The sequence below is a fragment of the Bacillus sp. TH19 genome (assembly GCF_016651075.1).
Taxonomy (GTDB): domain Bacteria; phylum Bacillota; class Bacilli; order Bacillales; family Bacillaceae_G; genus Bacillus_A; species Bacillus_A mycoides.
Genome location: NZ_JAEKEO010000010.1, coordinates 1,108,567 through 1,132,596, shown reverse-complemented (window position 1 = coordinate 1,132,596; position 24,030 = coordinate 1,108,567). Strand labels below are relative to the sequence as shown.

At 34.4% G+C, this 24,030-nt stretch carries 20 protein-coding genes and 2 pseudogenes; 9 read left to right on the top strand and 13 right to left on the bottom strand.

Annotation, left to right across the window (positions count from 1 at the left end; all coding sequences use genetic code 11):
- Window positions 1-256: 256 nt before the first annotated feature.
- From resC to JFU54_RS23505, 10 genes are all read right to left on the bottom strand, one after another.
- A complete protein-coding gene (gene resC, locus JFU54_RS23550; RefSeq protein WP_061675124.1) occupies window positions 257-1,414 on the bottom strand; it encodes a cytochrome c biogenesis protein ResC in 1,158 nt (385 codons plus the stop codon).
- 14 nt (window positions 1,415-1,428) lie between these two features.
- The gene (gene resB, locus JFU54_RS23545) at window positions 1,429-3,054 is read right to left on the bottom strand and encodes a cytochrome c biogenesis protein ResB (protein WP_201066602.1); all 1,626 of its coding nucleotides are present in this window, start codon (window positions 3,052-3,054) and stop codon (window positions 1,429-1,431) included.
- Between the two features lie 121 nt (window positions 3,055-3,175).
- Complete coding sequence (gene resA, locus JFU54_RS23540; RefSeq protein ID WP_131246000.1) at window positions 3,176-3,697, bottom strand: thiol-disulfide oxidoreductase ResA; 522 nt, start codon at window positions 3,695-3,697, stop codon at window positions 3,176-3,178.
- 94 nt (window positions 3,698-3,791) lie between these two features.
- Window positions 3,792-4,520, bottom strand: coding sequence for a 23S rRNA pseudouridine(2605) synthase RluB (rluB, locus tag JFU54_RS23535; protein ID WP_002064494.1), 729 nt, complete (start codon window positions 4,518-4,520; stop codon window positions 3,792-3,794).
- Window positions 4,521-4,809: 289 nt separating this feature from the next.
- Window positions 4,810-5,340 (bottom strand): spore maturation protein SpmB, encoded by a 531-nt coding sequence (spmB, locus tag JFU54_RS23530; RefSeq protein WP_002086660.1) that lies wholly within the window; start codon window positions 5,338-5,340, stop codon window positions 4,810-4,812.
- Entirely contained in the window at window positions 5,337-5,933 is a 597-nt protein-coding gene (gene spmA, locus JFU54_RS23525) for a nucleoside recognition domain-containing protein (RefSeq protein ID WP_201066599.1), read from the bottom strand. The genes spmB and spmA overlap by 4 nt, the downstream gene beginning before the upstream one ends.
- The gene (locus JFU54_RS23520) at window positions 5,926-7,050 is read right to left on the bottom strand and encodes a D-alanyl-D-alanine carboxypeptidase family protein (protein ID WP_002086664.1); all 1,125 of its coding nucleotides are present in this window, start codon (window positions 7,048-7,050) and stop codon (window positions 5,926-5,928) included. Before JFU54_RS23520 ends, spmA begins: the two co-directional genes overlap by 8 nt.
- Before the next feature lie 113 nt (window positions 7,051-7,163).
- Window positions 7,164-8,078: a superoxide dismutase gene (locus JFU54_RS23515; RefSeq protein ID WP_002030730.1), complete on the bottom strand. Its 915-nt coding sequence runs from the start codon at window positions 8,076-8,078 to the stop codon at window positions 7,164-7,166.
- Between the two features lie 106 nt (window positions 8,079-8,184).
- The gene (locus JFU54_RS23510) at window positions 8,185-8,676 is read right to left on the bottom strand and encodes a YpuI family protein (protein ID WP_201066597.1); all 492 of its coding nucleotides are present in this window, start codon (window positions 8,674-8,676) and stop codon (window positions 8,185-8,187) included.
- A 22-nt stretch (window positions 8,677-8,698) separates the two neighbouring features.
- Window positions 8,699-9,088: a hypothetical protein gene (locus JFU54_RS23505; RefSeq protein WP_002011745.1), complete on the bottom strand. Its 390-nt coding sequence runs from the start codon at window positions 9,086-9,088 to the stop codon at window positions 8,699-8,701.
- Between the two features lie 186 nt (window positions 9,089-9,274).
- Here JFU54_RS23505 and mprF point away from each other — a divergent pair, with 186 nt between their 5' ends.
- Window positions 9,275-11,857: a bifunctional lysylphosphatidylglycerol flippase/synthetase MprF gene (gene mprF / locus JFU54_RS23500; RefSeq protein WP_201066595.1), complete on the top strand. Its 2,583-nt coding sequence runs from the start codon at window positions 9,275-9,277 to the stop codon at window positions 11,855-11,857.
- A gap of 4 nt (window positions 11,858-11,861) precedes the next feature.
- Here mprF and JFU54_RS23495 read toward each other — a convergent pair whose 3' ends face one another.
- Window positions 11,862-12,656: a hypothetical protein gene (locus JFU54_RS23495; protein WP_044438004.1), complete on the bottom strand. Its 795-nt coding sequence runs from the start codon at window positions 12,654-12,656 to the stop codon at window positions 11,862-11,864.
- A gap of 173 nt (window positions 12,657-12,829) precedes the next feature.
- Between JFU54_RS23495 and deoD the strand changes: the two genes are divergently transcribed.
- From deoD to JFU54_RS23475, 4 genes are all read left to right on the top strand, one after another.
- On the top strand, window positions 12,830-13,537 hold the full coding sequence (deoD, locus tag JFU54_RS23490; RefSeq protein WP_000110707.1) for a purine-nucleoside phosphorylase: 708 nt from the start codon (window positions 12,830-12,832) through the stop codon (window positions 13,535-13,537).
- A 201-nt stretch (window positions 13,538-13,738) separates the two neighbouring features.
- On the top strand, window positions 13,739-15,550 hold the full coding sequence (locus tag JFU54_RS23485; protein WP_002141011.1) for a sensor histidine kinase: 1,812 nt from the start codon (window positions 13,739-13,741) through the stop codon (window positions 15,548-15,550).
- Window positions 15,551-15,657: 107 nt separating this feature from the next.
- Complete coding sequence (locus JFU54_RS23480; RefSeq protein WP_000806230.1) at window positions 15,658-16,188, top strand: tyrosine-type recombinase/integrase; 531 nt, start codon at window positions 15,658-15,660, stop codon at window positions 16,186-16,188.
- Between the two features lie 125 nt (window positions 16,189-16,313).
- Window positions 16,314-16,508 carry a DUF3924 family protein gene (locus JFU54_RS23475; RefSeq protein WP_002011737.1) on the top strand — a complete coding sequence of 65 codons (195 nt, stop codon included), beginning with the start codon at window positions 16,314-16,316 and terminating at the stop codon, window positions 16,506-16,508.
- Window positions 16,509-16,772: 264 nt separating this feature from the next.
- On the opposite strand, the gene JFU54_RS23470 is transcribed toward JFU54_RS23475, so the two are convergent.
- Window positions 16,773-17,618 (bottom strand): DUF72 domain-containing protein, encoded by an 846-nt coding sequence (locus tag JFU54_RS23470; RefSeq protein WP_201066593.1) that lies wholly within the window; start codon window positions 17,616-17,618, stop codon window positions 16,773-16,775.
- A gap of 160 nt (window positions 17,619-17,778) precedes the next feature.
- On the opposite strand from JFU54_RS23470, the gene JFU54_RS23465 reads away from it, so the two are divergent.
- The 3 genes and pseudogenes from JFU54_RS23465 to JFU54_RS23455 all read left to right on the top strand — a co-directional run bounded on the left by JFU54_RS23465 (window position 17,779) and on the right by JFU54_RS23455 (window position 20,871).
- Window positions 17,779-19,044 (top strand): ATP-binding protein, encoded by a 1,266-nt coding sequence (locus JFU54_RS23465; protein ID WP_002126365.1) that lies wholly within the window; start codon window positions 17,779-17,781, stop codon window positions 19,042-19,044.
- 286 nt (window positions 19,045-19,330) lie between these two features.
- Window positions 19,331-20,223 (top strand): annotated as a pseudogene (locus JFU54_RS23460) (Gly-Xaa-Xaa repeat protein).
- A 219-nt stretch (window positions 20,224-20,442) separates the two neighbouring features.
- Window positions 20,443-20,871: a hypothetical protein gene (locus JFU54_RS23455; RefSeq protein WP_201066591.1), complete on the top strand. Its 429-nt coding sequence runs from the start codon at window positions 20,443-20,445 to the stop codon at window positions 20,869-20,871.
- Between the two features lie 178 nt (window positions 20,872-21,049).
- On the opposite strand, the pseudogene JFU54_RS23450 reads toward JFU54_RS23455, so the two are convergent.
- Window positions 21,050-23,088, bottom strand: a pseudogene (locus JFU54_RS23450) (transglycosylase domain-containing protein).
- Window positions 23,089-23,399: 311 nt separating this feature from the next.
- Here JFU54_RS23450 and JFU54_RS23445 point away from each other — a divergent pair.
- Complete coding sequence (locus tag JFU54_RS23445) at window positions 23,400-24,020, top strand: DUF47 domain-containing protein (protein WP_002086688.1); 621 nt, start codon at window positions 23,400-23,402, stop codon at window positions 24,018-24,020.
- Window positions 24,021-24,030: the final 10 nt, after the last annotated feature.

Sequence of the window (24,030 nt, the reverse complement as noted above, 5' to 3'; positions counted from 1 at the left end):
TCTACAATATAATGTTGCACCTATCCTCGTTTAATTAAGCATTTTTTAACGTTCCACTTCCCATATTATGCTTCACAAGAATAATAAAGTTTGTTCATTTTTTTTCCAAAACTATGTATTTTTTTTGAACAGTATATTTGGTCCTCGACATCATTTTACAGAATCAACCGCTACTTTGTCATGTTTTTCTCAAAAAAGAAGAAAATTTGACAAAAATAAAATAGGAAAGTGACATACACTTTCCTATTTTATTTCTCTATGCATATGAATGTAAACCCGCGATAATTAAGTTTACTACAATAAAGTTAAACATAATGATTGCAAAACCAATCACTGCAAGCCAGGCGGATTTTTCTCCATGCCATCCTTTAGATAAACGTAAATGTAATACCGCAGCATAAAAGAGCCAAGTAATAAGCGCCCAAACTTCTTTTGGATCCCAACCCCAAAAGCGCGTCCAAGCGATTTGAGCCCAGATCATTGCAAAGATTAATGCTCCTAATGTAAACACCGGGAATCCTATCGCAATAGAACGATATCCGATTTCATCTAATAAATCACTATTCGTATTCTTTACTAACGGCTGAAGTGCCGCTGACACTCGCTTACGTAAAACAAGTCTTAATACAATATAAAGTAGCGTTCCCACTAACACTGACCAAATAACAGTATTTAATTTTTTCGCATTTACAATCGCTGGAACTTCAACTGTTGGCTCTAATTTATTTTCTGTCATTAACTTCCCTTCATGCGGTCCAACTAAAGCAGGGAGATTATACTTCATTTCAACTTGTTGTTCATTTTTATCAATCCATTGAAACTTCGCTTCGTATTTCATACTAGAAAATACCGTTGTTATTCCAATAAACCCAACTGTACAAACAAGTGTGAAAACTACTGTCTCTAACCAAAATGTACGTTTGCTTCTCGTTGATTGATCTACATTCTTCAATAAATACATAACGCCCGTAATAAAACTAATTGCTAAAATTGCTTGTCCTGCTGCTGCAGTCGTCACGTGAATATGTAACCAATTACTTTTTAAAGATGGAATAAGCGGAGATATTTCCCTCGGAAACATACTAGCATATGCAATTAATAAAAGCGCAACTGGTAATGCAAAGAGTCCAATTATACTTACGCGGTACATAAAATACATGACAATAAATGCTCCAACAAGCATCATGCCGAAAAACGTACCGAATTCAAAAAAGTTACTAACTGGTGCATGTCCTGATGCAATCCATCTTGTAACAAAATATACTGTTTGTGCAATAAACCCTAAAATTGTAATCGTTATTCCTATATTTGCCCATTTATGACCTTTTTCTTTAATTGCTCCCCCGAAAAATAGAGTTGCAATTAAATATAAAATAAATGCGGTAAAGAGAAAGTTACTACTTATTTGCACCATATCGTTTCCCCACCTTAACTAATTTTTTTATCCACTACTTTATCGCTTGGCTGCGGAATTGCTGTACCTTCTAGTACTCTTTCAATATCTTTCTTTAAACCGAACCAATTTTTATTCGTATGTCCTGCAATCCACCATTCATCATTAACGCGTTGTATCCAAATACGGCGATGATTCCAATACATCCCTTGCATCACACCAACCATAAATATAAATCCTCCAATACCGAGAATCCAAAGCGTTAAATCTTTCCTTACAGTAAGTGCTGTTGCATTTTGCATTTCCACACCTGCAAAGGACATTTTATATTTGTTATTCCCATCTGGTTCTATATTTTGCTGAATACCGACAAAACTCACTTCACCATCTGGTGTTTCAGGCGTAAACATTTTAAACACAAATGCAGGGTTGTTTGGTAATTTCGTTTTCGTATTTGGTCTTCCATTCTCGTCAAAATAAAAATCTGGAAAATAGCTTAATAGTTCTAAAGAATAACCATTTCCTAAATCAAATTTTTCTGTAGGATTCGTTAAATCTACTTTAATCGGTCCCCACTTTTGATTATTTTCTTTGTTTTGCAAATGGAATGACATGCTTTTAAATTCACTTTCTTTGTAATCCACTTGATATACAGCAAATTGATCAAATTTCAGCGGTTCATTCACTCGAATTTCCGCTTCTTTTACTTTTTCTAATTTCGGTTTTTGTCCTGCTATATTTTCGCCGACCGCTTTATATAATACAGCATTCGTTTGGAAGTTTTTCGCAATCATTTTATCGCCTACACGATCAATCGCTTCATCAAAAACTTCCTTGTCCTTACTTTTATCATAAACTTCCTTAATAAATTTCTCGTTTTTTAAATAGTATTGACCATCCGTTCCTGGTATTTCTTTCGTTTCACCGTCACGTAACCAAAGGGCTTCGTCTACGTACATACTCGGTAAAAAACGGAGCATTGCACCGAATAAAAAGATAATGAGACCAATATGATTCACATATGGACCCCAGCGTGAAAACCGTCCCTTTTCAGCTAAAATGTTACCGTCTTCCACTTTCACATTATAATTACGTTTCTTTAAATTAATTTGAACTCGTTCTAAGTCACCTTCATGCGGCGTACCAGTCCCGTGCACTCTCTGTCTTTTCAAAAAACTTGGGTGTCTTTTCACCCCTTGTTTTTTTAAAGCTTTATAAAGAGGAATGACACGGTCTAAACTACATATAACAAGTGAAATACCAATGGAAGCAATTAAAATCATGTACCACCATGATCCATATAAATTATTAAATCCTAATTGATAGTATAATTGTCCTAAAAATCCATACTCGGTCTTATAATATTCAGCTGGTTCGATTCCTGGAGTTATGTACATTTCTTGGGGAAAGATAGTTCCTATTGCCGATGCAGCTAAAGTTATTACGATTAACCATACACCTACTTTTACAGAAGAGAAAAAACTCCAAATTTTATCGACTATCGTTTTTGTATGTGTGAGAGATCTCCGAGCACTCCCCTCATATCTCATATCCAATAATTTTATATTTTCATTACTTTCAAATGGTTTCCCACATGCTTCACAAAAAATGGTTCCTATCGGATTAACATGTCCACATTCACACTTAATTTCTTTCAACACTCTCACCGCCCCTATATCTATATGTACTATTGTATATTCTAACCTCAAGTTACCGCAATACTCAGAATTTTTAAATCAGAGGCACTATAAGGATGCACCTCATATGTAAAGGCTTTCTTTATTACGGAGTAATTTTCTTTAAATATCCTTCTAACTGTTCTTTCGTTTGTTCACCTATAATTTGTTCGACTACTATTCCATCTTTATCAATCAAAAAGCTTGTCGGTAATGGTCCTACCCCATATGTGCTTATGATTTTTGTTCCTTTATCAATAGCAACTGGGAATTTCAAATCATATTGTTTCACAAAGTTCTTAACAGCAATATCTGTTTCATCTGCATCTAACGCAATAATTTCAACGCCTTTTTCTTTATACTTTGGATATAATTCGTTCATATAAGGCATTTCTTTTTCACACGGTTTACACCAAGTGCCCCAAAAATTTAAAAATACACCTTTTCCCTTTAAATCTTTTAATTCAATATTCTTTCCTTCTAAATCTGTCACAACAAAGTTAGGTGCTTCTTTTCCAATTTGCATTTTCTCTTTATCAGCAAAAAATCCTTGATAAAGTGTAAATCCTACAGCACCGCATAAAATGAGTAGAATAATAACACGAAATAATAAGCGATTTTTTTTCATATTGTCTCCCCTCTCTTCGACGAGTGATGAATATATGTATTTTTTAATAAATCACCAGCGGAGCATTCCACTGGTGAAAGTTTCACACTATCGATTAGCGCGGCTTTGTAGAAGCCAATGCACGTAATTGTTTCACCTCATGTGGTGTTAATTCTCTTGCATCACCAGGACGCAAGCTACCCACTTCTAAAAAGGCATAACGTTCACGTTTTAATTTCATTACTTTACAATCTAACGCTTCAAACATGCGGCGTACTTGACGGTTACGTCCTTCATGAATCGTTAATTGTACAATCGCCATCTCTTTACGCTTGTCCCAAGAAATAATTTTCACTTGTGCTGGTGCTGTTTTCCCATCTTCTAATGCAACACCTCGTTCTAACATGCGAATTTTATCACCTGTTAATGGCCCTTTAATTTTCGCAACATACGTTTTTTCAACCTTATATCTCGGATGCATTAATACATTTGCAAATTCACCATCATTTGTCATCAATAATACGCCAGACGTATCATAATCTAAGCGTCCGATTGGGAATAAACGTTGTCTAATTTCAGGGAAAAAGTCTGTTACAACATTTCTTCCTTTATCATCTGATACACTTGAAATTACACCAGTTGGTTTATATAGTAAAAAATAAACAGGTTCTTCTTTTTCAAGAGGGATGTTATTTACTTCCACTTTATCTTGAGGAGTTACTTTTGTTCCTAACTCCTTCACTATTTTCCCATTAACTTTCACTTTCCCTTGCTGAATTAATTCCTCAGCCTTTCTTCTCGATGCAATACCTGCTTGCGCAATCACTTTTTGTAATCGTTCCATTTCTTTTTTTCACCTCAAATTTATCTTACCTTACATTAGAAAGACTTGGCAACCGCCTAAGCTTTATGCCATTTACTTCGCCTACCTTTAACAACATAGCAATGATAATAAACGTATAAAGGCTATATCACGTTTTCACCCTTTATTATTATTTACACTTTTTCATGTTGTCCACGATAAAAGTTCACCATTTTGTCAAAAATACCGCATAAAAAAACCACTATTAAACTACACGTTAATAGTGGTCGTATACGTATTATAAGCGAAATAGCGCAAAAAATGAATAGCATTACCGAAACAATAGGGAAACAAACACAATCGAACAAATAATTCCGATTAAATCTGCAAAAAGTCCTACCTTTAATGCATCTCCCATTTTTCTAATACCGACAGCCCCAAAGTATACTGTTAATATATAAAAAGTCGTATCTGTGCTACCTTGCATCGTTGAAGCTAACCTACCAATAAACGAGTCTGGCCCATATGTAGCGATTAAGTCGGTCGTAATACTTAAACCAGCAGATCCCGAAATCGGACGTATAAGTGCAAGTGGAACGATTTCGGCTGGTACATGAATAAAGTCTAACATCGGCTTCATTACCGATATCATCGCATCTAAAGCACCTGATGCCCGGAAAATAGAAATAGATACAAGCATTCCAACCATAAACGGCAAAATGGAAACCGCAATTTGAATCCCTTCTTTTCCGCCCTCAACGAACGATTCGTACGTTGGAACTTTCTTTATCGTGCCATACAAAAGGATAAAACCAATTACACAAGGAATTACCCATAATGAAATTGTATTTACAATACTCATTTTTTCCGCCCCTTTCTACTCCTTCTCCGGTAAAAATAGCGGTCAATCCAAATCGCTCCAATCATCGATAACACTTGTGCTATAAATGTTACGCCAACGATTTCAGTAGGGTATGCTGATTCATAAGTCATTCGAATCGAAATGACAGTAGTCGGAATTAATGTAATCGCTGAAGTATTTAATGCTAGAAACGTCACCATAGAACGACTTGCTGAATCCTTTCCACCATTTAACTCTTTCAGTTGTTCCATTGCTTTAATACCTAAAGGTGTTGCTGCATTACCTAACCCAAAAAAGTTCGCCATCATATTTGATAAAATGAATCCCATTGACGGGTGATCCTTCGGTATTTCTGGAAATAATCTTTTTACTATCGGCATAAAAAGTGATACTAACTTCTTTAACAATCCAGCTTCCTCCGCAATTTTCATTAAACCGAGCCAAAATACTAAAACACTAATAAGTCCAATACAAATCGTTACAGCATCTTTTGACCCTTCAAACACTGCTTTGGTCACTTCTTCCATCGTTCCATTTATCATGGCATACACAATCCCTATAACTGCCATCGCTGCCCATACGAGATTAACCATCTATCCCAACACCTATCATGTAAGAGAAGATTTCTTTTACGTTATTCCAATACATTCCCGTTGTAGCTACTAACTTTCGTTTACTGTAAAACAAATTTCGTTCTCCAACTTTCTCGTTCCCTACATAAATTTCTGTCTTCCCAATCTTTACTCCATCCGTAAGTTTTGCACTTTTATCGAGCTCAACTTTCAATAACACGCTCTTTCTTTCCTCTTCAGTTAAAGGTACAGAAAAACTATTTTTCGTATAAACATGATTGGCATATTTCTTTTCATTTATTTCAGCGAGTGCGCCTTGTCCTAAAACTTTCGCTTGCTTATAGCGTTCAAAGCCTTTATCAAACAAATTCATATGATCATCCCAGTCACTAGAAGCACTCAAAGTTACGACAATTAAATCTAGTCCATCTTTGGAAGCTGTTGTGACAAGCGTCCGTCCTGCTTTCTTCGTAAAACCTGTCTTTCCCCCTGTTGCAAATTCATAATAAGATGTCACAAGCTTATGTTTATTTTTCCACGGATAATCCCAAGAATCTGATTTATACGTTTTTGTTCCAAAAATTTTCTTAAAGGTCTCGTTCCCCATTGCATATTTCGTTAATAATGCCATGTCATAAGCCGACGAATAATGCGATCCATCCCCATCCAAGCCATGCGGGTTTGAGAAATGCGTATCTTTCATTCCGATTTCTTTCGCCTTTTCATTCATTAAATATACAAATCCTTCTATACTCCCTCCCACATTTTCAGCAATTACTTGTGCTGCATCATTACCAGATCTAAGCATTAATCCGTAAACTAAATCTTCTAACTTAACTTTTTGTCCAGGTTTTAAATAAATTGCCGATCCTTCTACTCGTACCGCTTCATTACTAACCGATACTAATTCTTTCATTTTTCCTGATTCAGCAGCTAACAATGCTGTCATAATTTTTGTTATACTAGCAATTTTTTGTGGCTCATGTTCTAATTTCCCATATAGCACACGACCGGATTGTTGTTCCATTAAGACTGCGTTACGAGCACTGACACCACCGTTCATTTTTGCATATGCAGGAATTGGCATAACGCTTGCGTACATTATAATTAGCGTAATTATTATACAAATTCGTCTCATATTTCCCCCCCACGTCCTTTTGGCACTTTTTGTACAAGTGTATGCTTGGCCTTTTAAAATATGAACGAAATCTTCCTTCCACCTCCACTAAAAAAGACGCATGAGATATGCGTCTAATACGGTGTCCATTCAATTTGCTTCGCACTTTCAAATCTCTTTTCTACATCTGGCCAATTTACAACATTCCACCAATTTTTAATATATTCATCTTTTCGATTTTGATATTGTAAATAATACGCATGTTCCCATACATCCAGTACAAGGAGTGGTATCGTATCCCACTGTGTAAACAATTGATGAAGCGTGCTTTGCAAAATTTCTAACCTTCCTGAACGGGGTACCCATACAAGAATTGCCCATCCTGAACCTTCCACTTTAGAAGCGGCTTCCGTGAAATGCTTTTGAAAACGTAAAAAACTTCCGAAATCTTGCTCAATTTGTTGTGAAAAAGCCCCTCTCGGACTTCCACCACCATCTTTTTTCATGTTATTCCAAAATATCGTGTGTAAGTAATGACCTGATCCATGAAAAGCCGCTTCTCTTTCCCAATGCTTAATTAAATCAAATTGATTCGTTTTTCTTGCTTCTTCCATCATCTTCTCTGCTTTATTTAATCCTTCCACGTAACTACGATGGTGTTTATCATGGTGTAACATCATAATTTCTCGTGAAATGTACGGTTCTAGCGCATTATATGGATAAGGTAATGGCGGAAGGGTATGCCCCCCAATCGGAACAGCTCGTTCGCTATCCCCTCTTTCACATAGTTCATATTCCTCTCCTTCTTGCATAAATACTTCCTGTAAATGGTGTTGAATATGTTCTACATCATCACTTATTTCATACATAAACTCGGCATCTGTGTCGTATTCATGCTCTTTCATACGCTCTAATAACGTTTGAATTTTATAAGCAAGCATATGGACATCATACACTTCCATTGCACGGCTATCTAATACTTGAAGAACACTTTCACACCAGCTTTCTACTTCATGAAAGTAATCTGTAAATACACCTTGCTGACTCATGTCACACCTCCTTGATGCTATCCACTTTAACTATATTCAATTAAAATCCCTTATATAACTGGACAAAAGGAAAAGAAGCTAAGTATCCTTAGCTTCTTTTCCTTAATTAATATTTGTGCAACATTTTTGTTTGGTAATCTGTCTCATAATATTCTAGTTCTTCACGCATCAATTGAAATTTCCCTTCTAAATCCTTCATCATTCGTTCTATAGATCCAGGGGGGATTTGCTGAAAAACAATAGAATTTTTCCCTGTATAAGCAGAACGACTATTTTCATACCAATGATCATTCTTTGGCGAAAAAAACTCTGCAATTACTTGATGGTAAATCTTATATAAAACTGTTTCAGCTGCGGTCTTTCGAAATGGTTGGCTATTCAACAAAACAAAACATGCATCAAGTCCTTCTTCACAAAAAACAAGAAGTCTTCTTATTGATGCTAATATCCCTTTATAGTATTGCTCGTTTCCTGTTGGTGTCTCCTCCAATAAAGAAGGTAACGTATGATAATTTACATAATTAGTTATCAAGAAAATTACATCTTCTAAAAATATAGAAACTTGTTCTGTTTGATTTTCAACCATCAAATTAGACATGGCTTCTCTCTCCTTTGCCGTTTTACGCTATTTCTACTCTTTTATTTTTATGTAATTCAGCTAATATTTCTTGTACTTTCACCACTGTTCCCTCATCAAAGTATCGTTGAAATTCTGTTACTTCATTGAGATACAAGCGCTTCTGCGCGCGTAGCTCTTTATCCTTCACTAAACAAGCGATCGCTACAATATCTCGTAAATATACGTCTTGTTCTTCTACTTTATAAACTGGATTTCCTTCAAAAGGGATAATTTCTTGTAAAATTTCTTCAAAATATCGAACATATAAGACAGAAAAGGTTTTCTCTTGATTATTTAATATATATGTTACTTCAGATCTATTAAAAAAATCTTCTGATGTATTCGGTTTTGCTTTTTCTAACTCATATCCTGCATAACCTATTATAATCATCTACTTCCCCTCTCTTCCTTCTTTCACCTTATCTTAACTCAATTTTCTAATAAACGAAATATTCTTTTAAATATAACCTATATAAAAAATAGCTTCCCTATACAGGAATTTACCTTTTTATTTTTCTTGAAGTTTGTCATAATAATATTATTGTCTCAGTTTTCTTACACAAGGAGAGTTGTATTTATGTCGTTTTCATGGAAACGTTTCTTACAAATCGGGAAAATAATCTTCCCATTTGTTGTCTTAACAATTGTTTTCTTTCAAGCTAAAAAAGAATTAGCAGGCATTTCTTTTTTAGAAGCAATTGAAACAATTAAAAACATTCCAACTGGTGGGGTATTTTTAGCGATTACACTCGGTGCATTTGCCGTTTCAACAATGTTCTTTTATGACTTTGTTATGCTTCGTTACTTAAAAGCAGATATACCTGTACAAAAGATCTTCCGCATCTCATGGATTGCCAACACTTTAAATGGATTTATCGGTTTTGGTGGTCTTGTTGGTGCCGGTGTACGTACAATGCTATATCGTCCGCATATAAAAGATAATGGAAAACTTATTAAAAGTATTGCTTGGATGACAACCGCTTTTATTAACGGATTAGCCATTCTGTCATTCCTCGGCCTTATTGGAATATTAGACACTAGTTTTATTCTGCACGAAAAACCGTGGTTATGGCCTGTTCTTATCTTCTTTGCTCTTTTCGTTCCTATATATATTGGGTTTTCTAAAATTAAAAATAGAAAAACAAAACAGCTAGACGGACAAGAAGAAGAAGAAGAGAAAAATCCAACTGTTTTATATTCATTAGTTTCATTAGTCGAGTGGGTATCTGCCGGTATCGTTATGTACGTCATTTTAATATTGTTTGGAATTGATATCGAATTTCAAAAGTTTTTAGGTGTTTACGTAATTGCTGCTTTAGCTGGTGTCGTAAGTCTTGTTCCTGGTGGCCTTGGTTCATTTGACCTTGTTTTCTTAACTGGACTAGGACAATACGGCGTTGATACAGGCGTATTACTACCTGCTATGTTATTATACCGACTTGTCTATTACATCTTACCGTTCTGCCTAGGTCTCATTTTTGCAGCCTTTGAAATGACAGGAGCTGCCATAAAAAAAATTGAAGATAAACCATTTATTGCACCTGCGTTAGAAACAACTGGTGTAATTTGGACTTTACAACGTGATTTTTTAGGGAAATTAGGTTCATGGGCATCCGCCGCTTTAACAGTATTCGCTGGCTTAATGGTTATTCTATCAACAATTTTACCGACTAGTATAAATCGAGCTCACGCCTTACATATTTTAGCTCCAAAGCACCTTATTCAATTTTCTTTTAGCTTATCATTAACATTCGGTATTCTCCTCCTGATTCTTTCGCGAGGCATATATTATGGAACAAAGCGTTCTTACTATATGACGATTGTTTCTTTAATTGGAGCAGCAATCTTTAATACCCTAAAAGGAATTGACATTGAAGAAACCTTTATTTTATTAATCGTACTTGCTGTGTTGTATATGCTTCGTAAAAGATTTATACGCGAGAAAATGGAAGTCTCACTTTCTGATATCGTAAAAGTATTTATCTTCTTATTACTTACGCTATATTTATATAAAAACTTAGGTATTTTATTTGCGGGTGCAAAAGAAGCGTTCCAACCTGATTTTGTCGTTCGAAATATTACACAAGTTAAACGAAGTGCATTAGCAGCAGCCTTTTTCGTTCCTACTTTTTTACTTATCGGCTCACTAATTGCCAATCGTTACCGTAGTCAATTTCCCGGGCAACCAGCTAATGATAAAAGGTTAGAAAACTTCTTAGATGAACATGGCGGGAATGTACTTAGTCATTTAGGTTTTTTAGGAGATAAACAGTTCTTCTTCAGTAGTGACGGAAAAGCACTTCTTCTCTTTTCAATTACTGGAAAACGTCTTGTTGTACTAGGTGATCCAATTGGTGATCCCTCCTCCTACCGCACTGTGTTGCAAGAATTTTTAACTGAAGCTGATCGATTTGGGTATATTTGCGTATTCTATCAAATTGAAAGCAAATGGATGAGCTTATACCACGATTTTGGCTACAACTTCTTTAAACTTGGTGAAGAGGCTGTCGTTGATTTAAATACGTTTACAATAACAGGAAAGAAACGTGCTGGTATGCGAGCCACTTTCAACCGTTTTGAACGAGAAGGTTATACATTCTCTATTCATCAGCCACCATTCTCAGACGAATTATACGAGGAATTAAAGAAAGTTTCTGATGCTTGGCTCGGCGGAAAAAAAGAGAAAGGATTTTCACTTGGGTACTTCGATCGTGAGTATATTAGTCGTGCCCCTATCGCTACATTATCTGATGCAGAAGGAAAAACCATTGCATTCACAACCTTTATGCCAGTATATCAAAGTGGCATATTATCTGTTGATTTAATGCGTTATTATCCAGATGCCCCTAGCGGAATTATGGATGCAATTTTTATCCACTTATTCCACTGGGCAAAAGAAAATGAATACCATTCCTTTAATATTGGTATGGCACCACTCTCAAATGTCGGTTTATCAACGCAATCGTTCTGGTCTGAACGAGTTGCTGCTGCAATATTTAATAACGTTCGTTACACATATAGCTTCAGCGGTTTACGACATTTTAAAGAAAAATACAAACCTGCATGGAGTGGAAAGTATTTAGCATTTCGAAAGAATCATTCTTTACCAATTACAATGCTCTCTGTAACAAAATTAATAGGAAAACGAAAAAACAGCTAAGTACTTAGCTGTTTTTTCGTTTTTGCACTTGTATACTAAACTCCTTTTCATACTTCTTACCATTTATATAGAAATCCCCCCATATTTTATATGTTCCTTCTTCTGGAAATGTAATACGATATTGTAATTGCTCATCCGTATCAACAGGAATGGCATATAAAAAATGTCCCCTCGTTTCATCAACGATATATAGCGCGTTGACTTCGCCTCTCCCTGAATTTAATTTCAGCTTTTCTCCCTTTTTCGCTTGAAACTGAAATGTTAATGTCGTTGCCTCATTCGGATGTAATGCACCAAATAAAAGAGACACTTGATGCTCTCCTATATTTTTTGTAAGTACAGTATCGACAGGTAGCTTCTTTTTATTCTTGTCCTTGTTTGTCTCCTTTTTCTCTTCACCAAAATCTTTCTTAGCAAATGATTCCACGGACTTGTTTTCATTTTCATACAAAAATATCGTGTACCCTTCACCTTTTGCTACATCTGAAGATAGCTTATACGATCCATTTCCAGCAAATATAGGCTTCGTTTGTTGTATGTTTTTCAAATTCCCATCCACTATCACTGCTCGAATTTGATCGTTCACACCACGAACTTCATTATTCATTTTATTTAGCAATTGAAACGAAATATCGGCTTTTTCATTTCCCTTTTTATTTTTCACATCCCATTTCACTTCTTGAACATCTCCGGTCGTTTCTACAGTTTCTTGATATTTTTTTATGTAAAATCCTCCTGCCACAATAAGTACTAGTGCAATAAGCCCAATGACAAGATTTTTCAAAATATCACCTACCATTTTTATTGTCTTTATCCATGCAAAACCTCTTAAATATATATTCTAGATTATGATTTATGAAATCCTCCTCTTTTGCACATATTACAAATAAAAAAGATTTTAATTGAAAGGAGTCGTAGTGTATAATGCAAATGATATTGATTTCTATCAATACATTATAAGGAGGATTTTTCATGAGTGTACATATTGAAGCAAAACAAGGCGAAATTGCTGAATCTATTCTATTACCTGGTGATCCATTACGTGCAAAATATATTGCTGAAACATTTTTAGAGGATGTTACTTGTTATAATAACGTGCGTGGTATGTTAGGTTTTACTGGAACTTACAAAGGAAAGCGTGTATCTGTTCAAGGTACAGGCATGGGTGTTCCTTCTATTTCTATTTATGTAAACGAATTAATTCAAAGCTACGGAGTGAAAAATTTAATTCGTGTTGGGACATGTGGTGCAATTCAAAAAGATGTTAAGGTACGTGACGTTATTATTGCGATGACGGCTTGTACAGATTCTAATATGAATCGCTTAACATTCCCGGGTTTTGATTTTGCTCCTGCTGCAAATTTTGATCTTTTAAAGAAAGCTTACGATGCTGGAACAGAAAAAGGATTACACGTTCGTGTTGGTAACGTATTAACAGCAGATGTATTTTATCGTGAGAGCATGGACATGGTTAAAAAACTTGGAGATTACGGTGTATTAGCAGTAGAGATGGAGACGACTGCTCTTTACACATTAGCAGCTAAATATGGTGTAAATGCATTATCTGTATTAACAGTAAGCGACCATATCTTCACTGGTGAAGAAACTACATCTGAAGAGCGTCAAACTACATTTAACGAAATGATTGAAATCGCTTTAGATGCAGCAATTCAGCAATAGTACACTAAAGAACTCGTCATACGTCTGGCGAGTTCTTTTTTATGCTAAAATACTTCTATAGTCACTGTACCGTCTCTTTATGTGACTTTCTATAAAAAACTACTTTAGAGAGAGACAGATTTATCCCCTCTACTTTTTTGTAACCTTTGTTATAATTAAGAAATCATTTATATTACAGTATTTTTCATACGAGGTGAAACAGTGAAGAACAGAAGCATCGTCTTTAAACTATTTTTATTAACATCAACTTTATTTACAATCATATTTCTCCTTTTTTTCCTTGGACAATCTCTATTTTTAGAGAAGTTTTATATTAATAAAAAAGTAAAAACCGTTCAAACGGCTTTTGAAAAATTCGTAGATAATTATGAAAAAAGCGACAAAAGTTTTGAGGAAATCAGAAAGCTAAAACAAGAATTTCACGATAAAACGAATGCTGAAATGCAATTTTTAGATTCTAACGGCATTATTAAAAGTGAAAACAATTACTACATTGAGGTAATTAACCCTAATAACAATAAAACCTATTCCATCCCACTTAATAATCTTTTAACACCCGAAGAATATAATAAATTCGAAAATTTAGGCTTAAAAAAAGAGGGCATGATTCACGTAGAGGGATTTTTACAAGATAATATAATAACGCCACTAGAACTGACGACTAATTATAATCGATGGCGAAATGAAAATGTCAATTCGGATTTTCAAACAATTAGTGGTAACCCCTCTAAAAATAGACTCACAAATCGATATAAAACTACGTCTCAGATCAGTTTTACCGGTGTGATATCTAAATTACATATCCCTTCCAAATCTGAGGTTCGCCTTGCAAATGATTTTGAAACATTACAAGCTGTTGAATATTTTGCAAGCACTATTAGACAAGGTACTTCTAATTCAAATCAATTAAACACGTATATTTTAGATAGTGGGGAAAATATAAAAAACAGTGTCTTTGTAAAGCCTATTATGGAAAACGGAAAAACTAAGGAGTACGCTTTTGTGATAGCATCTTTACAACCTGTGAATGAAGCAATGCTCGTTTTAAAAGATTATTATGTCTATGCCTTAATTATCGTGTTTCTCGTTATTATTTTGTTATCCTTCTACTACTCAAAAATCATTGTTAAACCATTAATTAAGATAAATCGTGTTACAAAAAAAATGGCCAACTTTGATTTTAGCGAGAAGTTACCTGTTACAGCAGACGATGAAATTGGCGGGTTATCAAGTGGTATTAATACACTCTCTGTAAATTTAAAAGATCGAATCGACCGATTAAATGTTGCTAATACAAAATTACAACAAGATATTGAACGCGAACGTCAATTGGAAAAAACGAGAAAAGAATTCATTTCTGGTGTATCTCATGAATTAAAAACACCACTTAGTGTTATTCGTAGCTTCGCTGAAGGTATTCAAGATGGCGTAAGTAAAGATACGACATATTATACAAATGTTATTTTGGAAGAGACAGATAATATGAACAGGCTCATTGTTGAAATGTTAGAATTAGCAAAACTAGAATCAGGTACGTACAAACTAGAAATGTCGACATTCTCGATCGGTGAATTAATTCAACAAGTCTATACAAAATTATTATTTAGCATGGAGGAAAAACATTTACAAGTGGACATCCATGCTGACTCTTCTCTATTTGTTAAAGCAAATCGTAGCCGTATTGAGCAAGTCGTTGTAAACTTACTTAGCAATGCAATTCGATATACTCCAGATGGTGAAAAAATACACGTCTCTATTATAGAAACGGAAGATACAGTGAAAATCAAAATTGAAAACACAGGTAATCCTATTCCAGAAGAAAGCCTTGAAAAAATTTGGGATCGCTTCTACCGTTTAGACGCTTCTCGTAGCCGTCATACTGGGGGTACTGGCCTTGGGTTATCCATTGTGAAAAACATTTTAGATCTCCATCACGCTGAATACGGCGTGTATAATACCACTAATAGCGTTGTATTTTATTTTAATTTACAAAAAGTAAAAGAAGTCAAATAATTTGTCTTAATTTCACTAGGAGTTCACATGAAATTCACACTCTCCCTTTATAGTAAGAAACAAGTTAATCCTTTCCTTTACACATATAAAAGAGGAGAGTGCGTGAAATGAAACAAGCAGGACAACCTATTCAAAATGAAAAACAATTAGAAACTATCAAAAATATACTTTTACAATCTTCGAAACGTGATGGCTTATTATTCGTATTAGCTGTAAATTCTGGCTTAAAAGTAAGTGAAATCTTACAATTAAAAGTTAGTGATGTAATCGATGAAGACGAAAATGTTCGCCATTCCATTTTATTTTACAATGAAAAAGTAAAGAAACATAAATGGTTTGCTGTAAATGAAGACTTACAGCACGCAATCGAAGACTACATGAAAGAACGTAAAACTTGGAAACGTAATGAACCATTATTAAAGTCTCAAAAAGGAACAAAGTCTATTACGAGACAACATGCATGGTACATTTTAAACAAAGCTGCAAAAGAAGTTGGATTAGAAGGGATTAGCTCACATACACTTCGAAAAACTTGGGGCTATTGTGCATACAAATCAGGTGTTGATATTGCATTTTTACAACACTTCTTTGATCACAGTACTCCATCCAAAACTTTAAAGTATATCGGTATTGCTTAATAACTCTTATACATAAAAAGGTTACCATTTGTAAATTTGGTAACCTTTTTTATGTTTCATATTCTCTTTTCTTGTCTTGTCTCTCCTATACTGTAGTGGTACTCTAATAGTAAGGGGGAGAAATTATGAATACATTAACAATTGAATTACCGAAAGAAACGGCTGAAAAACTTGATTTATTAAAGAAATCTTATGAAAAGAAAACAGGTGCTACAATTTCTGAAAGCACTCTCGTTCAAACACTTATCTCAAAGGAATTTATCCAAGCGATAACTCCTTTTGATTTACAACAAATCATCAATGGAAAAGAACAGCAGTAATTGCTGTTCTTTTTTTATTACTATTTAAAATATAAAATGAAACTTTAATCAGTGGGGGTCTTACTGCCGCAAATAGCGGGATAAAAAGTTTTTTACTTATTTTCCGAAAAACCATTGACAATGATAATGATAACCATTATCATCTATTATGAAGCCAACAATTGATGAATCAACCAAACGCTCAGTAACATTGTTACCCCTCTTTTTCATATAGAAAGGCACTGTACATTCCCCCTGTTTGTACAGTGCCTTTCTTGTTTATCATCATTCAAACAAATTTAATTGCTCAGGCTTCGGCTCACCATATGTAATGTTCATCATTTTCATAAGCTGTTTCGCATTATCCGCTGCATCTCCGCCCGAATTATTATTAAACAATACAAATATATCCTTCGTCTTCTTTTTCAATCGCTCTAATCGTTCTACCCATTCCGCCAATTCTTTACTATTATAACGATATAAACAGCGAACCGCTCTCCAATTTTCTCCTTTATCCAGCCAACCATGAACATTTCGGCCATGAAAACGTATTAACGCCATGTCCGAGTTTGTTGCATCTAATACAAGCGGTACTGATCCTATTCCAGCCTGAGGCTCATCGCAAATTGTATGAATCCAGTTTTCTTTTTCTAAAAACTGTAACGTCTTATCTCTCATTTCTGGATAAAACCATGTTTGATTTCGAAATTCTATTGCACATGGTAAATCTTCCATTTTTTCTTTCGTGTATCGAAGTAAATCTACATTTTTCACTTTACAATCAAACCATGGTGGATATTGAAATAAAATCATTTTTAATTTATTTGTTTCTATTAAAGGAAGAATGGATTGTTTATACACATCAAACATCTCATCGAACGTAGAAAAAGGGATTTCCCCTTTCATATGTCCTGTCATTCCTTGATAGGCTTTTACTATAAAAGAAAAATCTTTCGGCGTTTCCATCGCCCATTTTGTATAATTCCGCGCAGGTTGTATCGCATAAAATGAACTATCTACTTCCACAATGGGAAAATGTTCACTATAAGTTCGCAATTTATTTCTATTTTCATAGGGATTTATATATAAAGAATCATGATCTCCCCACCCTGTCACTCCAATGAAAAGCAAATATATCCCTCCCTTTTTAACTTCACCTTCTATCCATTCTACTCACTTCCCGGACATTTCAGCTAATCAATTTCATTAAGTAGCCCCTTCTTTAAGAGTATCCGTATAAAAATATGATATACTAAATGGAAGAATTTTTAAATTGAGGGGTTATTTATTTATGCTTCCAAACGATGATATTGTATCTCATGAAAAACGAATAGAAGAACTAGAAAATAAAGTGCGGTTATATGAAGAGCTTGTGAATCAATTACCACATCATTTTACATACAAGAATCCACATATTGGTTTACAAATAAAGAAAACGAGAACGACTCATTCCATTCAAAACATACAAAAAGAGAATAAAAAGGCTGATTTTCAACTTACTTGCGATTCATTATTTTTATTTGAACAACTTGAAACATACTTTGTTCATATTTTTGATGCTTTTTCACATCATGTCACCTTTGTTGATAGTAAAGGAAATATAACTTTATGTAATCAAGCTGCAGCAGATGATTTTGGTGTAGTACGAAATGATATAATTGGAAAGCCAATTCAACAATTACTAAACTTGCCAGAAGAACAAATTAAAGCGATTGAAACATTAAGAACAGGAACAGAAATATATAATGAAGAAGTGTTAGACAAAAACTATGGTATTTTAAACAATCGAATTATTCGGGATTATAACGGAGAGATTTTTAGAGTTATTAGTGTCTTCCATTATTTAAACACAGAACGTGATGCAGAAAAATTTTCATTAGCAGGACGAATCGCAGCTGGGATTGCTCATGAAGTACGAAATCCCCTTACAACGGTACGTGGATACTTGCAATTTCTACAAGATAACGTTTCTCCATCCAATAAAGAATTGTTTAAAAGTCTACTCATTCCTGAACTAGATCGTGCAAATAGTATTATCACAAAATTTTTAGCCATTTCAAAAACGCGTGAATTTACTAGAGAACCTTTTCCCATCAATACGTTTTTACGCGAATATATTCAACAACTACTTGCTAGTGAAGTTTTTTTACACAACATTTCTATTGACTATGAATTTTCTACGGAATTAGATGGTGTACTTGTCAATATCGATCGTCATGAACTTGTGCAAGTTTTTTTAAATTTATTTCAAAATGCTATCGATGCTCGAGGCGAAAGACCTCTTTCCATTCAAATCTCTAGTTATCGCCTAGATAACTTTGTTCGGATTACTTTCACAGATAACGGAACTGGGGTTCCTCCAGCTATTCAAGAATATATCTTTGATCCATTCTTCTCAACAAAAGATTCAGGAACAGGACTGGGCTTGTCAGTAACGAAGAAAATTATTCAAAATCATAACGGTACATTAAAAATGTCTAGTAATCAAAACGGTACAACTTTCACTATTTCTATTCCAATTTTACCCAAAGCGAACTATGAAAGAATTAATCATTAAAAAGGTTGGGCTGTTCCACGAACTGCACGCAAATTGTTAGATTATATCTAACAATTTGCGTGCAGTTTTTTTATTCTAACCTATTCTTTTTTAACTCATATAAATCTTTCTCTATCTCTTAATTGTTCTTTGTTTTCACAAGATAGGTAAACTTCTTATTTTTTTAGAAATAGTAGTTTGTCCCTCACGAATTCAGTTTAGTTTTCATTTTATTATATAGTAACGACTATTTATTCTATAAAAGAAAGAAAGGAATGAACAAACGTCCAACAAAAATAAAGGGAAAGTGTTTTATGGTAATGATTGTTGCGAAGTAAGAGCTTGCTGTTATATTAATATCTCTAAGGCAGAACTAAAAGAGTATGCTAGACTTCTTCAAGCTCTTGGTCAAAGTATTCAAGCTGTATTTCAAAACCCTTCTCAAGATAACATCGATAAACTAATTGCTCTCCTCAATAATCTTCAAAAATTCCTCAGTTGCTTAGATTTATCACCTGCACAAGAAAAAATTGGTAGTTCTATTATTGCTTATTAACTATCCTAAAGTCCTCACCTTTCTCATGCGGAGCATTGTACGTTGAACTACAAAGTTTGCTTAATTATTTATTGTATATTGCTAAGTTATTCAAAATCGATTGCTGTACTATCGATAAACTAGTTAAGCTCATTACAGAAATTCAAGCTATCCTAGTTCAATATGGATCAGGTTGCCTTGGTGGAGGAACAATAGGACCTACTGGACCTCAAGGACCGGCTGGCGCTACTGGACCGTCGGGCACACCACTCCCTGTAACTATAGCAGCAATAGGAAATTCTAATCCACAAACTATATCACCTGGAACGAATATCCAATTTAATCAAGTTTTCGAACTAAATAATCTCATTTTTAATGACACTTCAGATACTTTAACTATTTTAGAAACAGGAGTATACGATATTAGTTTCTCAGCATCTACAACCTTCCCGGGTTCTTCACCATTTGGATTCGGTATTTCATTCAACGGTCAACCACCTACTCGTAATTTTTCAACTAACGTTATCGGTAGTGCGGTTTCTTTCTCCACAATTGTTACTTTAACAGCTGGTACAACAATCTCTGTACAACCTACAGTAAATACTATTTCCATCCCTAACACTGGTGACACAACAGCTACACTATCAGTCTTCCGAATTTACTAATTTTAGTTTTCATTTTATTTTTGAACGACCAAGAATGTTTGATTTATAGTAATTTGTATTATTTTGATTGTATGTTAAATCTTTCTTTTAATAAAAAGGAGCACTTATTTTGGAGGATAAGTGCTCCTTCTTTACGTTTCTTTACTTCAAATTTACTCTAGCTTAATCCTCTTTTTGTATGATGAATAGTGAAGACAAAGACATGAAAGAGGGATGACAATGCGAATTATATCACTGACACGTTTTTGGTTTGTTCTTATGGTATGCATAATTTTATGTATAGGGTTTCTTTTAACTCTAAACTATTCAAATGTTTCAAAAGCAGAAAGAAAAACAATTCCATACGAACTTCTGTATACAAAACAAAACAACATCCCGCATTCCTCTTCCACACAAAATGAAAAAAAAGTTATAAAAGGAATGCTTATTACAGAAGCTTCTAGTTATGAAAACCTACTTCAAATCGCTGAAACGATTAAAGATCAATATAAAAATAAAGACGTTAATGAAATAACACTCTCTATCCATAATGAAAATACTGGAAATTTCGAAGAGGAATTGCCATATGAACCTATTAGTAAAGGAATAATAACCGTCACGTATGATTCTCAATCCTTCGGTAGGACCAATGTTACGCTAAATAAATAAACTGAAGCTTTAATCCGTGGCGCTTTTCCCATCCCCACGGATTATTAAGTTAAACCCATCAAATTTTTATAGGCAGCTCGATTCTCACCTAACTTCTTTTCTGTTGCCACATTTTGAACCGAGATAAAACCGCTCATTTCTCATAAAAAAGAGGCGAACTCGTTATTCGCCTCTTTTTTTACCAAAATGGAATCCACTCTTTCACTTTATCTATCCATTCATTTTGCTGTTCTTTTCTTTGTTGTTCCTCTTCTTTTCGTTTTTTCTCTTCTTCTTTCCTTCGTTTTTCTTCCTCAATCGTTTTTAATTGTTTTGTATAATCCGCCTCAGGTATTAGTGATAGCTGAAATGCCTTTTGAGTTGGATTTCCATTCGCTTTCTTCATAATATCCCGGAACATTGTCGTTGTAATTTGGCTGCCTCCTGGCACATAATGCTCACTATCCGTTTTATCATACCCTACCCAAATCGCACCTACTAAATCCGGTGTGTATCCAACAAACCACGAATCCTTCGCACCAGTGCTTGGTCCATTTACAAGCTGGGTAGTCCCTGTCTTGCCTGCGGTATCGATATTATTAACTTTCGCTTTTTCACCTGTTCCCCTTTCAATAACACCTTTTAATAAGTATGTCATCTTTTGGGCAACTTTCTCGTTCGTCACACGAGTTTCTTTCTTATACCATTTTCCAATTGTTTCCCCTTCAGCATTTTGGATTTCTCTAATGGCATGAGCTTCTACTTGGACACCATCATTTGCAAGTGCGCTATACGCTTGAGCCATTACAAATGGTGAAGTCCCTACATGCATACCTCCTAAAGCAATCGGATACGTATGGTCTTCAGGCTCTAATGGAATACCAAACCGCTCTAAAGATTTCAATCCTTTATCTAATCCAATTTTCTCTAATAGCCAAACTGCTGAAACATTATATGACTTTGCCACCGCTTCATACATCGTCACATTACCGTGGAACGTATGATCACTATTTTGTGGTGCATATTCTTTAATATTAAACGGTTCATCTTTTAAGACATCGTATACTTCATATCCTTGTTCTAACGCTGGTACATACACTGCAAGAGGCTTTAACGTTGAACCTGGCTGTCTTTTTAATTGTGTTGCATGATTAAACTGTAAAAATTGATAAGGACCTCTGCCTCCAACTAAAGCCGGAACACCGCCAGTTTTTGGATTCATAAGGACCACTCCAGTTTGCATAAGCTGATCTGAGCCACTATCTTTAAAATAACTATCATTATTCACAACATCTTCAACCGCTTGTTGTTTTTTCGCGTCAAGTTCCGTATAAATACGATAGCCACCTGCTAAAATTTCATTTTGTGTTAATTCATACTTGTCCATCGCTTCTCTAACAATATAATCTACGTATTGAGAATATTTTCCCTTATATTTATCGTCAACACCACGTCGTAATACAAGACCTGATTCTTTCTCCTGGTTAAATTGTTCTTCAGAAATATATCCTTGCTCCTTCATTAAACCTAATACGACATTACGTCTTTCAATTGATTTATTAAAGTTTTTATACGGCGAATACGCAGATGGCGCTTTAATTAATCCTGCAATCGTTGCAGCTTCTGAAATCGTTAAGTCTTTTACTTCTTTATCAAAATAAGATTTAGCTGCTCTTTTTATCCCCCAAGCACCTTCACCAAAATAAATTTGATTCATATACATTTCAACAATTTCATCTTTCGTATAAGTACGTTCTATTTTTTTCGTTAGAAAGTATTCCTTTATTTTACGAGAGAATGTACGGTCTTGCGTTAAAAATACATTTTTCGCAAGTTGTTGTGTAATTGTACTACCACCTGCCACAACTTCTCCAGCTGTAATGTTCTTAAATACAGCACTTATAATTCCACTATAGTAAATACCATGATGACTAAAAAATTCCTTATCTTCTACTGCAACAATTGCTTGAACCATAATATCAGGAATATCTTTCCTTTTGACCCCTTCTGTTTTAGAAGAAGCTAATTTAGTCGCAACTTCATTATTTGCATCATAAATTAAAGTCGGTTGTGGAACAGCTTGTTTTAATTCAGATATATCTTGAATGGAAATTATTATATTTACAACAATAAATAGAGTAGCAAGTAAACTTCCCAATACAATTAATGAATTGCGTAGTTTCTTCCTCTTATTGAACCACTCAAGCGTTTTTTTAAGTGAGTGTTCTTCAATTTCATTGGTTCACTTCCTTCATTTGTTTACACTCTTCTTTTTAAAAGGAAGAATATACCTCCTTTTAAATATATTATAATAACGTAGTCGTTCCTATAGTGTAAAGCTTTTCTTTCACATTCATACTTTTTGCAAGAAAAGGACATTCTACAAGTAAGATATTCATTGTTGAGTATTAATATTATTAATACAACAATGAGAGTTATGTTAAGTTTTTGTAAACTTTTCGATAAAATGTTTTAAAAAACAACAGTTTTTTGTTAGAATTGATTAGCCAATATATTTTACATATATTACTTTTGTGGGGGTAACAATAATGGTCTTTAAATCAAAAAAAGATAAATTTTCTGAAATGCTTATGAACGTTTCCGAAAATTTAAAAGAAGGCGCGCAGTTTTTCGTGGAGTATAAAATTAAAAATGCTAGCGATTTAAAAGAGTTTTCTATGCGCATGAAAGAGTATGAGTCAAAAGGTGACTCATTCATTCACGAAATCATTATGGAGCTAAACAAAGCGTTTATTACTCCTATTGAACGTGAAGACATCCTACAACTTGCAATGAGTATGGATGATGTATTAGACGGATTAGATCACAGTGCTAGTCTATTCGAAATGTATTCTATTACAGAAGCTGATGAATACATGATTAAATTCGTTGAAGCAATTAATCAATGTGCGATTGAGATTGCAAATTCTGTTGAACTACTTTCTAAAAAGAAATTAGTCGATATTCGTACAAATGCGATCAAGATTAAGGATTACGAGTCACAATGTGATGATATTCGCCGTCATGCGATTAAGCACTTATTCTCTCGTGAGAAAGATCCGATTAAGATTATTCAATTTAAAGAGATTTACGAAGAGCTTGAAGAAGTAGCTGATAGCTGTCAAAGCGTTGCAAACGTATTAGAAACAATCATTATGAAGAACGCGTAAGGAGTTTGAT